Origin of the sequence: Frankia sp. KB5 (assembly GCF_002099325.1) — a bacterium.
GTDB lineage: Bacteria > Actinomycetota > Actinomycetes > Frankiales > Frankiaceae > Frankia > Frankia casuarinae.
Window position 1 is genome coordinate 1 of sequence record NZ_MRUJ01000031.1, and the last position, 13549, is coordinate 13549.

The window sequence follows — 13549 nt, forward strand, 5'->3', positions numbered from 1 at the left end:
GACGGCGCAGCCCAGCCCCCGGTCCGCCGCCAGCAGCCGCGCCTGCGGGGTGATGGACTGCGCCGCGAGGATGCCGCGCACGGGATGCGGCAACGCCGGGTCGGCCTCCAGGCGGACAAGGTAACGGGTCAGCTGCTCCACCCCGTCGATCTCACCCCTGCGTTTGATCTCGACGGCGACCGTCGAGCCGTCCGCGTCGCGGCACAGCAGGTCGACCGGCCCGATGCCGGTCTCGTACTCGCGGCGCACCAGGGTGAGTCCGGGCGCGATCGCGTCGGGCCGGTCGGCGAGCAGCACCTGCAGATGCGCCTCCACCCCGTCCTTGCGCAGACCCGGGTCGACGCCGAGGTCGTGCGTGGAATCGTGCAGCACCTGTTCGAGGGTGATGACGAGCTGCTCGGCCGCGCGGTTGGTGACCCGCCAGACCCCGTCCGCCTCGGCGATGACGCACGGGGGACTCATCCAGTTGAGCGGCTTGTACGCTCGCCCGTCGGCGTGGATGGAGACGGATCCGTCCGCCTTGACGAGTACCAACCGGACGGCGCTCGGCAGATGTGCGGTGAGCCGACCGACGTAGTCCACGCTGCAGCGAGCGATGACGAGCCGCATGACGTCACGCTATCGCGGCCGTTTCCGGCGCCCGGCGGCGGTGGGACCGCCGCGCACCCGGCGATCGCCTGACGATCACCCGACATCGCCGCCGCGAGCCGCCACGAGGTCGTCCAGAATCCGGCATCGATCCACGTACCGGGCCGACAACCGGGCGGCGTCCTCGGGCGGCAACCGCCTCAGCCTGGCCGGATCGGCGTTGTCCTGTATGTCGGCCCGTTTCACGACGACGGCAAGCGGATCGGCGGCCACCCGGGCGAGATAGTCGGGCACCGGCTCGCCCTCCCGATGGGACAGCGCGTCGACCGCCGCGACGACCGGGGCCGGATAGCCCGCGGCCACGAGATCCGCGAGGGTGGTCTCRCTGTCCTCGACGACGTCGTGCAACACCGCCGCGAGCTGGGCGGCGTGGGCGTCCACCCCGGCGGTGGGAGCCGTGCGCGCGACTGCCGCCATCACGCGCAGCGGATGGCCGATGTACTCCTCACCGACCTTGTCCAGCTGACCGGCGTGCGCCCGGGTGGCCAGGGCGACGGCGTCGTGCAGGGTGGGCGTCGCGGCGCGGTGCGGACCGTCCGCCTCGCCATGACCGGGCCGCGCGTCGTCAATCCTGGTTGAGGGCACAGACCGACCGTACGACGTCGAGGGTGCCCCGGGCTGTCAAGGGTACCCCGGGCCCATGGCGGTGCAGGTCACCCGGTGCAGGGCGGCGGGGAGACCTTCCACAGGGTGATCAGAGCGCTCGGAARCACATCACAGGCCCGCGGGCCGTTGCGGACGATCGTCCAGGGCCCGGCTCCGATCCGCCGCCACACGTGCGGGTCGACCGGCGGCGTGGCCGGCCCTTGGACCTCGATGCGACCGATCGCCCAGTACTCGTCGTGYGCCGCGTCAACGCCCTCGACGGCGCCGAAGTACATCCCGTTCACGATCGTCACCTGCCGGGCGGAGATGGTGGAAGCACCCCCGRCCGCCTTGATCGAGTCGGCGACCGTCCACGACAGCGCGAGCCGCAGGGCATCCGGATCAGGCTCGTCGAGGACCCGCATCTGATGGGCCGTGCCCGGTCGGCGGGCGCCCTCCCACGGGGCGGTCCGCAGCGCGGGGGTCAGCTCCGGGGCGGGCGAGGTGGCGGTCCGAGGCGCATGCACGGTGCCGGACTGCCGGTCCGCGGTCACGTAGCCGATGGCCACGCCGAGCAGGACCGCGACCACGAACGCCACCGGGACCAGGACCGACCGGTACTCGCGCACCCCGGCCAGCCCGGCGGATCGCGCGCTCCGATCRCCGACGGCATTCACCCGCGCGGGCACCTCCACGTCCTGCACGCCTCCGTCCGGCATCACACCCTGCCAAGAGCCGGGCCCGTCACCCGAAAGCAGTACCCGATCAGCAGGTACCCGGCAAGCATGCCGCATCGCGTGTCCGCCCGGCACACGGGCGCGCCTGACATGACGGTGCGCAGCCACCCTGGTTCGTTCCGCTCCGGGCTCCGTCCCGATCGGGACGGAGCCCCTCCTGGCGGACCTAGGTGGTGGTCGAACGGATGAGCCGCCCGGGCAACCCGCTCAGGCGTGGCCGACGTGCACCAGGTCGGCGGCCTCCTCGAACCGCAGCAACCCACCCAGCCGGTCCGCGACGAGCAGGCGTTCAAGCGGGCTCGGCACATCGACCAGCACCATCGAGCGGCCAGCGGCACGGGCTCGGCGAGCGCCGCCAAGCAGCACCCCCAGCGCGGCATGATCGCCGAGCTCCAGGCCCGCGACGTCAACGCGCAGCGGCCCGCTCCCATTGTCGATCGCCGCGTGCAGCAGGCTGCGTAGTGTCCCCACCGTCCGCACATCCACCCGGCCAACCACGCGGGCCGTCTGCGCGCAGCCGGCCCGCGTGTCCCCGGAGCACTCCAGACTCAACACGTTCACGCCGATGTTCATGTGATCTCCCGTCCCGGCCGTCCGGCGCCCCCGCTGTCGTGACGCCGTTGCTACCAGCTATCCGCGCCGATCGCGGGTAGCACTCAGGTGCGGCTCGCCCCGGGCGGACCGCGACGTACCCCCTCGTCTCCATCGAACTGTCGTCGTTCGGCCACAGAGAGGTCGGGCCGGTTACCTCAATGGTGGCAGCGGTTGACGGGCGATGTTTCCTCTGTCGGATTCCGTGGAGGTGTCGAGGCCCGGATCCAGGTCCGTCGCGAGGATGTCTGGGACGATGCAAGGTGGCGTCGAAGAGCGGCACGATCGGAGGTGCGGGATGCCCGCAACGGCCGGGGCACTTCTCCTCGAGCCGCTGATCGCGCTGCTGGCCGTCGGCCTGCTGATGGCGATCGGGCGCTGGGCCCATGCTCCGGCACGGCCGCGGCCGGCCGGTTCCGTCCCCGGCCACGACTTCGGTCTGCTCGTCCCGGTGGCCACCGTGGACACCCCCGCCGAGATCACTCGGCTCCGCGCGGCGCTGTGGGCGCGGGGTATCCGCTCGACCTGGGCCACGGCACCGGCCGGTCCGATTCGCATCGACGCCGCCGGGAACATCATCGCCCGGCCGCGGGACCGCCGCCACKTGCTCGTGTTCGGCACGGACGCGAACCGAGCCGCCCGTGCCCTCGTGAACCTGCTCGGCTCGCGCCAGTCGCCCACCTGACCCCGCCGGCCGGGCCGGCGGGGTCACGATGCCAGCGGGATCAGGCCGATGCCGGTGAAATCAGGCTACGGCGCGGTCGGAGACCCGGCGGATGTCGGCGCCGAGGTCCGTCATGTTCTCGACAAACCGGGYGTATCCCCGGTCGATGTGGTGGACGTCGCTTACCTCGGTGACGCCGTCCGCAACCAGGCCGGCGAGCACGAGACCCGCGCCGGCCCGCACGTCGGAGGCCGTCACCCGGGTGCCGGACAGCCGCGCGGTGGGCCGGACGATGACGTGGTGGCCGTCCGTACGCAGGTCGGCGCCGAGTTTGTGCAGCTCGCGGCAGAAGGCGAACCGGCTGTCGAAGATGTTCTCGGTGATCAGGGAGGTACCCCGGCTAACCGACTCCAACGCGATGATCTGCGGCAGCAGATCAGTCGGAAAGCCGGGGTACGGCAGCGTCACCACGTCGATCGACCGGGGTTGTCCCCGTCCGACGACCCGGAATCCGTCGTCCCGGACGTCGACCTCGGCACCGGCCTGCACCAGCTTCTCTAGGACGATGCTGAGGTGGGCGGCCTGACCGTGCCGGATCAGCACGTCGCCACCGGTCATCAGGGCGCCGATGGCGTACGTGCCGGCGACGATGCGGTCCGCCACCGTCCGGTGTTCCACCGAGGTGAGCTGGTCGACCCCGTCGATGATCAGTGTCGACGATCCCGCRCCGTCGATACGCCCGCCCATCGCCGTCAGCATCGCGCACAGGTCGGCAATCTCGGGTTCCTGGGCGGCATTGTCGATCACCGTCGTCCCCTTGGCGAGAACCCCGGCCATCAACAGGTTCTCGGTGGCGCCCACGCTGGGGAAGTCGAGCCAGATCGAGGCTCCCTGCAGCCTGCCGGAGCAGCGCGCGACGAGGACTCCGGACTCGACGTCAACCAGCGCACCGAGTTTGGTCAGGCCGTTGACATGAATGTCGAGCGCGCGCGATCCGATCGCGTCCCCACCGGGCAGGGCGACCCGCGCCTCCCCACGGCGGGCGACCAGCGGACCGAGCACCGCCACCGACGCCCTGATCTGCCGCACCAGCTCACCATCGGCCGCGACGCCCGGAGCCTGGGGCACCTCAATGCTCAGCCGCCCGCCGGCGGCGTCCCGCTCGACGGTCGCACCGAGCCCCGCCAGCACCTTGGACATCACCGACACGTCCAGGATGTCAGGAACGGCGGACAGCATCGTCCGGCCCGCGGCCAGCAGGCTCGCGGCCATCAGCTTCAATACCGAGTTCTTCGCGCCCGGGACGGCGACCTCGCCGGCCAGCCGGGTACCGCCTGTCACAACGAAGCGCTCCACGAACCTCGATGCTAGGTCCTGGCCTGAAGATCTTCACCGCCACCCGCCGGACCGACCGGCGCAACCCTGCGCGGTCGCCTCATTCCGCTGCGTCGGACGGAAGGACGGACACCCCGTCGTGGGTGCGGATAAACGGCTCGAGCCGTCCGGCCACCGCGTCCGCCACCYGGATTGCGAAAGCCGGCACAAACCGCGTACGGACCTCGTCGATCGACAACCAGCTGACCTCCGTCGCCTCCGCGGTGTCGGAAGCGATGACGCCGGTCGGATGGTGGCAGAGAAACACCATGGCAACCACGCCTAGGGGCATGTTGAGGTACACCCCGGTCAGGCGGACGGGTTCGACGACCGCACCCGTCTCCTCCTCGACCTCACGGCGCAGCCCGGTGTGCAGGGTCTCACCGCGTTCGAGCACCCCACCCGGGATCTGCCAGGCGCCGATGTCCCGGCGGCGGATGCATAGAATCAACCCTTTTTCGTTGAGTGTCACTCCGGCTACGCTCACCGAATGCATATGCGAAACGTACCAATTGCCACGCGGAAGTCCAAGTGAACGGCGGCCTTTCTCAGCGGCTGGCGGAACTGCCCCCAGAGACCGACCCGGGGTTCGGCTCGGCCGCGCGGGCGTTGTTGACCGGGCCCGACGCGACCGACGAGGCCCTCACCGCGGCAGTCGAGAACCCCAATCTAGCGGAGCAGACGCGCTTCAACGCGTTCTACTGCCTGCAGGCTCGGGCCTGGCGCCGCAAGGACCATCGCCGCCATCGGGCCAACACCGATCGATACCAGGCCCGGTTCGGTCGGCATCCGATGTTCTTCTTCATGCAGGCCGAGTATTACGCCTCTCTCGACGGCGATCCGGCAAATCTCGACGCGGCGCTCACGTTCGCGCTCGAGGCGGTGGACCGGCTCGGCGGCGTGCCTGGCGTGCTGCATCTCGCCGCCGAGATTATCGCGGACCGCCACGAACGGGACCCCGACAACGATCCACGCCTACTGCTCGACGCTGAGCGGYACGTCCGGCAGGCCATCGCGCTCAGCGACGGGCATTATGCGCGCTATCATGCCACCCACGCGCGCATCGCGACCCTGCGAGGGGCGTTCGCGTCCGCGCGGGCCAGCATCGCCCGCGCGATCGAGGACGAGGACAGTACGGGCGCCGAATACGCGCTTCGCATCGGCGACTACCAGCTCATCCGGTCCAGGATCCAATACGCGCAGGAGGCTGAGCGGCTGAGCGCACGCCAAGAGGAGGCTTCCCGCGAGCTGCAGCAGATCCGGAGTCAGGTCCTGGAGATCATGGGGTTACTCGCGGCAGTGATCGCCTTCATCACCACCGCCGCGAACGTCGCTGCGGGGCAGCCGGCCCGACCGGCCGCCGGCCTTCTCACCCTCGCTGGCGGCGTGACGTTGCTCGTCTTCTGGGGCTTTCACGTCCTGCTCGTGGGGACCGAACCGGCCCGGCGTCGGGTCGTCGCGGCGGTCGTCGGGACGATACTCGTGGTGGCGGGGTTTCTCATGACGGAGTTCTCATGACCACGGTGGGGGCCAACGGGTGCGTGTGCTGCGGTCCATCAGCCGGTCGGACAAGCTCCACAATGAGGATGCCGCCGGTTCCCGCGCCGATGGCCTGTGGGTGATCGACGGAGCGACGCCGCTGCACGACGATCCGACGATCAGCGGCCGGTCCTCGGCGGCCTGGCTGAGCGGCGCGGCCGACGCCTTCCTCGCCACGGTCCCCTGGCGGGATAGATCCCTGCCCGAGGTGGTGCGGGAGCTGATCGCACATGTCCGCGCCGAGGGACGGCGCCTGGGGCTCGCCGCGGGTCGGTTCCCGACCGCCACGATCGCCCTCGCCCGGCAACGGGGCCCGCTACTCGATCTGTACCTCCTCGGGGACAGCCCGGTGCTGCTCCGTCATCCCGGCGGGGAGGTGGTCAGTTTCACCGATCCCCAGTTCGATGGGGTCGAAGAGGCGCTGCTCGAACCGGTCCGCGCCGAGCTGGCACGCGGCATCGATGTCGCGCAGGCCTACGGACGGGCACACACGATGACCCGCGAACGCCGCCGGCAGCGCAACACCGCGGCCGGGTCCTGGATCCTCGGTGACGTCACCGCTGCCGCCGACCACGCGTTCGTCACCACCATGCCGGTGGAACCCGGCACGGAGCTGGTGGCGCTGTCCGACGGCTACGCCCGGGCCGTCCGTCCCTTCAGCCTGGTCGCCGACGACGCGGCCCTTGTCGACGTGCTCGCCCGCGGCGAACAGGCCATACTGCTGGAACGGCTGCGGGCGGCGGAACGGGCCGACCCGGACTGCTCGCGGTTCCCCCGGTTCGGGATGAGCGACGACGCGACCGCGCTCTACGCCCGGATCTGACAACCCGGCCGCGCGGTCAACGACTGCCTAGAGTGGTCCCCATGGCAGTGCACCTGACTCGGATCTACACCCGCACCGGGGATGACGGTACGACGGCGCTGGGCGACATGTCGCGGGTGGCGAAGACCGATCCGCGGCTGGCCGCCTATGCCGACGTGGATGAGGCGAACGCCGCGATCGGCGTGGCCCTCGCCCTCGGCGGGCTTCCCGACGAGCTGCGGGCGGTGCTCGGCCAGGTCCAGAACGACCTCTTCGACGTCGGCGCGGATCTGTGCACCCCGGTCGACCCGGCGCCGGCCTACCCACCCCTGCGGATCACCGAGGCCTACGTGGAACGGCTCGAGGAGGCGTGTGACCGTTTCAACGCCGGCCTGCCGAAGCTGGCCTCCTTCATTCTTCCGGGAGGGACTGCCGGGGCGGCGCTGCTGCATGTCGCCCGCACGGTCGCCCGCCGGGCGGAACGGTCCGTCTGGGCCCTCCTCGAGGCCGAGCCGGACCGCACCGGCCCGCTGCCGGCCCGCTATCTCAACCGACTGTCGGACCTGCTGTTCATCCTCGCCCGGGTGGCGAACCCCGAGGGGGACGTGCTCTGGCGCCCGGGGGCGCACGCCTGAGACCCGCTCGATACCCGAGGGTCGCCAAGCCAGTCAACCGAATTGATGACTGACGATCATGAGTACCACGGTGCGCGTGAGGTACAGGACGCGGCAACGGGTCGCGGCCATGGCCGCGACCACCGGCCAGCAGATGCAGACGATCATCGGCCAGGCCGGCGAGGCCTACGAGCGCGAGCTGTTCTGGCGCGGCTTCGAGGAGGGGTACGACCGCCTCGCGACCGACTCGCTCGCCTGGGACGAGCTCGGTGCCGAGCGCTCCGCCGAGGCGGGGGGCGCTGCGGGCTGCCCTCCCACGTCGAGCTCGCGCCCGGCGGCACCGGTCTGCGCGAGACAAGCTACGCGAAGGTCGAGGACGTGAAATCGGTGTCCCAGCAGCGCTTTGGTCGCCGGCTCGGCGTCGTGGGTCCCGATCATCTGCTGCGGATGACCGAGGCCCTGCAGTTTCTGATGGGCCTGTAGGGCCCTGTCGCGACCTGTGACGTGACGCGAAAGACGCGTCCCCCGATGCGGAGAACGCGCCCTTGGCCGCGGGAAACTCAGGTCAGCTTCGCGGTCTCGGCGAGGATGCTGACACCCTGGTGTGTCACCGAGATGAAGCCGCCGTCCACCGAGGCCGAGATCTCCCGGCCACCGGTCTTGACCCGGACCGTTCCGCCCGGCGCCAGCAGACCCAGCAGCGGCACATGGCCGGGCAGCACGCCGAGATCACCGTCGGTGGTCCGGGCGACGACCATGTCGGCGTCGCCGGACCACACCTCCTGCTCGGGCGAGACAATCGCCACCCGGATCGGCATTACAGGTTCTCCGCGTTCTTCTCCGCGTCCTCGATGCCACCGCACATGAAGAACGCCTGCTCCGGCAGGTGGTCGAAGTCGCCCTGGGTGAGCCGCTTGAACGAGTCGATCGTCTCGTCGAGCGGGACGAACTTGCCGGGGATGCCGGTGAACTGCTCGGCCACGAAGAACGGCTGCGACAGGAACCGCTGGATCCGCCGCGCCCGGTTGACGAGAATCTTGTCCTCTTCGGAGAGCTCATCGATACCGAGGATGGCGATGATGTCCTGCAGGTCCTTGTAGCGCTGCAGGATCCGCTGCACCTCACGGGCCGTGTCGTAGTGCTCCTGCCCGAGATAGCGCGCGTCCAGGATCCGGGAGTTGGAGTCGAGCGGGCTCACCGCCGGGTAGATACCCAGGTCGGAGATGGCCCGGTCGAGCACGGTGGTGGCGTCGAGGTGGGTGAACGTCGTCGCCGGCGCCGGGTCGGTCAGGTCGTCCGCGGGCACGTAGATGGCCTGCAGCGAGGTGATCGAGTGGCCCCGGGTCGAGGTGATGCGCTCCTGGAGCACACCCATCTCGTCGGCCAGCGTCGGCTGGTAGCCGACGGCGCTGGGCATCCGGCCGAGCAGCGTGGAGACCTCGGATCCGGCCTGGGTGAACCGGAAGATGTTGTCGATGAACAGCAGCACGTCCTGCTTCTGGACGTCCCGGAAGTACTCGGCCATCGTGAGCGCGCCGAGCGCGACCCGCAGCCGGGTACCCGGCGGCTCGTCCATCTGGCCGAACACCAGCGCGGTGTCCTCGATGACGCCGGCCTCGGTCATCTCCAGGAACAGGTCGTTGCCCTCACGGGTACGCTCGCCGACCCCGGCGAACACCGAGACGCCACCGAACTCCTTGGCGACCCGGCGGATCATCTCCTGGATGATGACGGTCTTGCCGACGCCGGCACCGCCGAACAGGCCGATCTTCCCGCCGCGCACGTACGGCGCGAGCAGGTCGATGACCTTGATGCCGGTGGTGAACATCTCGGTCTTCGACTCGAGCTGGTCGAACGCCGGCGCCGACCGGTGGATCGGCCAGTACGTCTCGGCCTCGATCTGCTTCACGTCGAGCGGCGTGCCAAGCACGTTGAACACGTGGCCCTTGGTGGCGTCGCCGACCGGGACCGAGATCGGCGCGCCGGTGTCGTGGACGGGCGCGCCCCGGACGAGACCGTCGGTCTGCTGCATGGAGATGGCCCGCACGGTGTTGTCACCGATGTGCTGGGCGACCTCGAGCGTCAGCGTCAGCGTCTCGTCGCCGATGGTCCGGTCGACCTGCAGTGCCTGGTAGATCTCGGGGAGTTCGTCGGGAGCGAACTCCACGTCGACAACCGGTCCGATGACTCGGGCGACCCGGCCGATCCCCGGGGTCCGGCCCGGTGCCGTGGCCGGCGAGCTGGTGGYGACGGTCATGGCGTCCTCAGTTTCCGATCAATGCCCGCCGCCGCAGCCTCGGRCTCGCGTTCGCTGGCACCTGGGACGGAACGGCCCGCGTCGCGCGCGCTCCGCCTTCGGCGTCGTCCTTCACGTTCTGTTGTCGTCGCTGTCYTCATCGGTTCCGGTCACACGAGTCCGGCCACACGAGTGTGAACCGCCGCCCACCCATATCAGGTTCCCGAAGCCAGAGCGTTGGCGCCACCGACGATCTCGGAGATCTCCTGAGTAATGGCGTCCTGTCGGGCCCGGTTGGCCTGCCGGGTGTATCTCTTGATGAGGTCCTCGGCGTTGTCCGTAGCCGACTTCATGGCCCGCTGTCGCGCCGCCGACTCCGACGCCGCCGACTCGAGCAGCGCCGCATAGAGCCGGCTTTCCACGTAGCGCGGCAGCAACGCGTCGAGCACCCCCTCGGCGGAGGGCTCGAACTCATACTGGGGCAGCGGACCGCCACGCGGCGGTTCGTCGGTCTCGGTGAGCACCATCGGCAGCAACCGGCGGGCGACCGGCGTCTGGGTGATGGCGCTGACGTACTCCGTGTGGACCACGTGGATCTCGTCCACCCCGCCGTTCTCGCTCGTGGCGATGAAGGCCGCGATGAGCGCGTCCGCGACCGACTTGGCGTCCGCGTACGACGGCTGTTCGGAGAAACCGGTGTACTCGCCGCTCATCGCACGTCCCCGGAAGCGGTAGTAGCCCGTTCCCTTGCGGCCCACGACGTGCAGGTCGGTCTCCTTGCCCTCCGAATGCAGCAGCTCGATGAGCTCCCCGGTGCGCCGCAGCGCGTTCGAGCTGTACCCGCCGGCCAACCCCCGGTCGCTGGTGATCACCACGACCGCGGCCCGGGCCGCCCCGGGCCGCTCGGTGGTGAGCGGATGGTCGATCGTGGTCTGCGCCGCGACCGCCTCGATCACCCGGGTGATCTCCTCGGCATAGGGGCGGGCCGCGGCGACCCGCGCCCGCGCCTTGGCGATGCGGGAAGCCGCGATCAGCTCCATCGCTCGGGTGATCTTCTTCGTCGACTGCACCGACCGGATGCGCCGCCGGTACTCACGAAGCTGGCCCGCCATGGATCAGCCCTCGTCGTCTTTGCGCGCCGCGGGCCGGTGCACCGGGATCGACTCCTGCCGCACCAGCCCCGGGTCGAGCGGGCTCGGCGCCGGCTCGTTGACCAACGGCTTGCCGTCGGACAGCGTGAACTGCTTCTTGAACTCCGCGACGGCCGACTCCAGCATGGCGATCGTGTCGTCGCTGAGCTTGCCGGTGGTCACGATCGCGTCGTACACCCCCGGGTAAGACCGGCCGACGAAGTCCAGGAACTCCGACTCGAAGCGACGGATGTCCGCCACGGGCACATCGTCGAGCTTGCCGGTGGTTCCGGCCCAGATCGACACGACCTGGCGCTCGACCGGGAAGGGCTGGCCCTGCGGCTGCTTGAGCAGCTCGACCAGGCGGGCGCCGCRCGCGAGCTGGTCCCGCGAGGCCTTGTCCAGGTCGGAACCGAAGGCCGAGAAYGCCTCGAGCTCGCGGTACTGGGCGAGGTCCAGCCGCAGGCGGCCGGCGACCGACTTCATCGCCTTAACCTGCGCGCTACCGCCGACCCGGGACACCGAGGTGCCGACGTTGATGGCCGGGCGGACACCCTGGTTGAACAGGTCGGACTCCAGGAAGACCTGCCCGTCGGTGATCGAGATGACGTTCGTCGGGATGTAGGCCGAGATGTCGTTGGCCTTCGTCTCGATGATCGGCAGTCCGGTCAGCGAGCCGCCGCCGAGCTCGTCGGAGAGCTTGGCGCAGCGCTCCAGCAGGCGGGAGTGYAGGTAGAAGACGTCACCCGGGTAGGCCTCGCGGCCCGGCGGACGGCGCAGCAGCAGCGAGATCGCGCGGTAGGCCTCGGCCTGCTTGGTCAGGTCGTCAAAGACGATCAGCGCGTGCTGGCCGTTGTACATCCAGTGCTGGGCGATCGCCGAGCCGGTGTAGGGCGCGATGTACTTGAAGCCCGCCGGCTCGTCAGCCGGCGCCGCCACGATCGTGGTGTAGGCCAGCGCGCCGGCCTCCTCCAGAGAGTTCACCACCTCGCGGATTGTCGACTTCTTCTGGCCGATCGCCACGTAGACGCACTTGACCTGCTTCGACGGATCACCAGAGGTCCAGTTGTCCCGCTGGTTGATGATCGCGTCGATGGCCACCGTCGTCTTGCCGGTCTGCCGGTCGCCGATGATCAGCTGGCGCTGACCACGGCCGATGGCCGTCATCGCGTCGATCGCCTTGATACCGGTCTGCAGGGGTTCCTTCACCGGCTGGCGCTGGACGACCGTCGGCGCCTGCAGCTCCAGCTCCCGGGATCCCTCGGCCACGATCTCCCCGAGGCCGTCGATCGGCCGCCCGAGCGGGTCGACGACCCGGCCGAGGAAGYCGTCACCGACGGGAGYGGAGAGGATCTGGYCGGTGCGGCGGACCTCCTGCCCCTCCTCGATGTTCTCGGATTCACCCAGGATGACGGTTCCGATCTCGCCGACCTCGAGGTTCAGCGCGAGACCCAGCACACCGCCGTGGAACTCCAGCAGCTCGTTGGTCATCGTGTGCGGGAGACCCTCGACCCGGGCGATGCCGTCACCGGTGACGACGACCCGRCCGACCTCCTCACGGCCGGCTGAGGTGGCCTGGAAAGAGTCGACGTACTCCCGCAGGGCGTCGCGGATCTCCTCCGGCCGGATGGAGAGCTCAGTCATCGCTTACGTCCTTCGTCCTTCATTGCGGGCAGGGCAGGTCGCCCCGGGTCGGGATGCGGGTCCGCGGTGGTCGCGGCGACGGGGACCGTCACGATCATCGTGGTCACGGTCGCCGCCTATCGGAGCAGGGCCCGGCGGGCGGCGACGAACCGGCGCAGCACGCTGCCGTCCACCACCTCGCCGCCGACCTGGACCACGACACCACCCAGGATGTCGGGGTCGAGATCGACCTGCAGCTGGATCTGGCGGCCAAAGTACCGGCTGATCGCCGCACCCAGACGGGCGACGACTTCGCTACTCAGCGGAACCGCCGTACGGACGATCGCCACCACCCGACCCCGGCGGGCCGCGGCGATCCGGCTGAACTCGGCCAGCCGGCGCTCGACGTCGCCGTGGATCCGGTCGGCCGCCGCCTGCTGGACCAGGCGCACGGTGACCGGGTGCGCCCGGCCGGCGAGCAGCCGGGTGAGCAGCCTGTCCTTGACTGCCGCCGGCGCGGCCGGGTCGGTCAGCGCGAGCGCGAGCGGAGCGTTCTGGTCGAGGATCCGGCCGAACCGGAACAGCTCGTCCTCGACCTCCTCCAGCGCCCCGTCCCGCTCCGCCTCGACGAGCAGCGCCTCGACGCTCAGTTCGAGCAGCGCGTACTGCAGATCGAACGGCCGCGACCAGCGCGCCCCGACCGCCGTGTGCACGATCCGCAGGCTCGCCGGGGCGAGCTGAGTTCCGAACAGCCGGGTGACCAGCTCCGTGCGCGCGGCCACGGGTGCCCCCGGGTCGGTGAGGGCGCGGCGCACGGCCGGCTCCCGGGCGAGGAGCTCGGCGACGGCCCGGAGGTCCTCGGCGATCCGCCCGGCGTCCACCGGGCGGGGCGCGCCCGGTGCCGTCGCGGTTGCCTCGTCGAGCGTCGCCCGCGCGGCCGCCAAGCCGTGCCTGCTGGCTCCCTCCACCGTCAGCCTCCCGGCCTGACCGGTGCGGCCACGGTACC

17 protein-coding genes are annotated in these 13549 nt (G+C 70.4%); 6 read left to right on the plus strand and 11 right to left on the minus strand.

The features are described 5' to 3' along the window. From nucS to KBI5_RS04060, 4 genes are all read right to left on the minus strand, one after another. On the minus strand, window positions 1–609 hold a 609-nt coding region (gene nucS, locus KBI5_RS04045), incomplete at its 3' end, for an endonuclease NucS (protein ID WP_085014359.1). Window positions 610–684: 75 nt separating this feature from the next. Further along, the gene (locus KBI5_RS04050; RefSeq protein WP_011438072.1) at window positions 685–1233 is read right to left on the minus strand and encodes an HD domain-containing protein; all 549 of its coding nucleotides are present in this window, start codon (window positions 1231–1233) and stop codon (window positions 685–687) included. Window positions 1234–1301: 68 nt separating this feature from the next. Further along, a complete protein-coding gene (locus KBI5_RS04055; protein WP_085014360.1) occupies window positions 1302–1952 on the minus strand; it encodes a hypothetical protein in 651 nt (216 codons plus the stop codon). A gap of 225 nt (window positions 1953–2177) precedes the next feature. Continuing rightward, window positions 2178–2543: an STAS domain-containing protein gene (locus KBI5_RS04060; RefSeq protein ID WP_011438074.1), complete on the minus strand. Its 366-nt coding sequence runs from the start codon at window positions 2541–2543 to the stop codon at window positions 2178–2180. Between the two features lie 316 nt (window positions 2544–2859). Here KBI5_RS04060 and KBI5_RS04065 point away from each other — a divergent pair, with 316 nt between their 5' ends. After that, window positions 2860–3246: a hypothetical protein gene (locus KBI5_RS04065; RefSeq protein WP_085014361.1), complete on the plus strand. Its 387-nt coding sequence runs from the start codon at window positions 2860–2862 to the stop codon at window positions 3244–3246. A gap of 60 nt (window positions 3247–3306) precedes the next feature. On the opposite strand, the gene murA is transcribed toward KBI5_RS04065, so the two are convergent. Together murA and KBI5_RS04075 are read right to left on the minus strand one after the other, a co-directional pair. Further along, window positions 3307–4581: a UDP-N-acetylglucosamine 1-carboxyvinyltransferase gene (murA, locus tag KBI5_RS04070; protein ID WP_241882649.1), complete on the minus strand. Its 1275-nt coding sequence runs from the start codon at window positions 4579–4581 to the stop codon at window positions 3307–3309. 79 nt (window positions 4582–4660) lie between these two features. Continuing rightward, window positions 4661–5095 carry an NUDIX hydrolase gene (locus KBI5_RS04075; protein ID WP_085014362.1) on the minus strand — a complete coding sequence of 145 codons (435 nt, stop codon included), beginning with the start codon at window positions 5093–5095 and terminating at the stop codon, window positions 4661–4663. 35 nt (window positions 5096–5130) lie between these two features. Between KBI5_RS04075 and KBI5_RS04080 the strand changes: the two genes are divergently transcribed. The 5 genes from KBI5_RS04080 (at window position 5131) to KBI5_RS04100 (ending at window position 8037) form a co-directional block, all read left to right on the plus strand. After that, the gene (locus KBI5_RS04080; RefSeq protein ID WP_085014363.1) at window positions 5131–6117 is read left to right on the plus strand and encodes a hypothetical protein; all 987 of its coding nucleotides are present in this window, start codon (window positions 5131–5133) and stop codon (window positions 6115–6117) included. 19 nt (window positions 6118–6136) lie between these two features. Beyond that, the gene (locus KBI5_RS04085; RefSeq protein WP_011438079.1) at window positions 6137–6961 is read left to right on the plus strand and encodes a protein phosphatase 2C domain-containing protein; all 825 of its coding nucleotides are present in this window, start codon (window positions 6137–6139) and stop codon (window positions 6959–6961) included. Between the two features lie 41 nt (window positions 6962–7002). Then, window positions 7003–7575, plus strand: a complete 573-nt coding sequence (locus KBI5_RS04090; protein WP_011438080.1) for a cob(I)yrinic acid a,c-diamide adenosyltransferase — start codon at window positions 7003–7005, stop codon at window positions 7573–7575. A 109-nt stretch (window positions 7576–7684) separates the two neighbouring features. Further along, entirely contained in the window at window positions 7685–7936 is a 252-nt protein-coding gene (locus tag KBI5_RS27560; RefSeq protein ID WP_241882650.1) for a hypothetical protein, read from the plus strand. Then, entirely contained in the window at window positions 7900–8037 is a 138-nt protein-coding gene (locus tag KBI5_RS04100) for a hypothetical protein (RefSeq protein WP_232235120.1), read from the plus strand. Before KBI5_RS27560 ends, KBI5_RS04100 begins: the two co-directional genes overlap by 37 nt. A gap of 77 nt (window positions 8038–8114) precedes the next feature. Here the strand turns inward: KBI5_RS04100 and KBI5_RS04105 are convergent, their stop codons facing one another. The 5 genes from KBI5_RS04105 to KBI5_RS04125 all read right to left on the minus strand — a co-directional run bounded on the left by KBI5_RS04105 (window position 8115) and on the right by KBI5_RS04125 (window position 13511). After that, on the minus strand, window positions 8115–8372 hold the full coding sequence (locus KBI5_RS04105; protein ID WP_011438082.1) for a F0F1 ATP synthase subunit epsilon: 258 nt from the start codon (window positions 8370–8372) through the stop codon (window positions 8115–8117). Beyond that, window positions 8372–9811: a F0F1 ATP synthase subunit beta gene (atpD, locus tag KBI5_RS04110; protein WP_085014364.1), complete on the minus strand. Its 1440-nt coding sequence runs from the start codon at window positions 9809–9811 to the stop codon at window positions 8372–8374. Before atpD ends, KBI5_RS04105 begins: the two co-directional genes overlap by 1 nt. Before the next feature lie 194 nt (window positions 9812–10005). After that, window positions 10006–10902, minus strand: coding sequence for a F0F1 ATP synthase subunit gamma (locus tag KBI5_RS04115; RefSeq protein ID WP_011438084.1), 897 nt, complete (start codon window positions 10900–10902; stop codon window positions 10006–10008). A gap of 3 nt (window positions 10903–10905) precedes the next feature. Beyond that, window positions 10906–12564, minus strand: coding sequence for a F0F1 ATP synthase subunit alpha (gene atpA / locus KBI5_RS04120; RefSeq protein ID WP_085014365.1), 1659 nt, complete (start codon window positions 12562–12564; stop codon window positions 10906–10908). A gap of 116 nt (window positions 12565–12680) precedes the next feature. Continuing rightward, window positions 12681–13511 (minus strand): F0F1 ATP synthase subunit delta, encoded by an 831-nt coding sequence (locus KBI5_RS04125; RefSeq protein ID WP_011438086.1) that lies wholly within the window; start codon window positions 13509–13511, stop codon window positions 12681–12683. Window positions 13512–13549 lie beyond the last annotated feature (38 nt).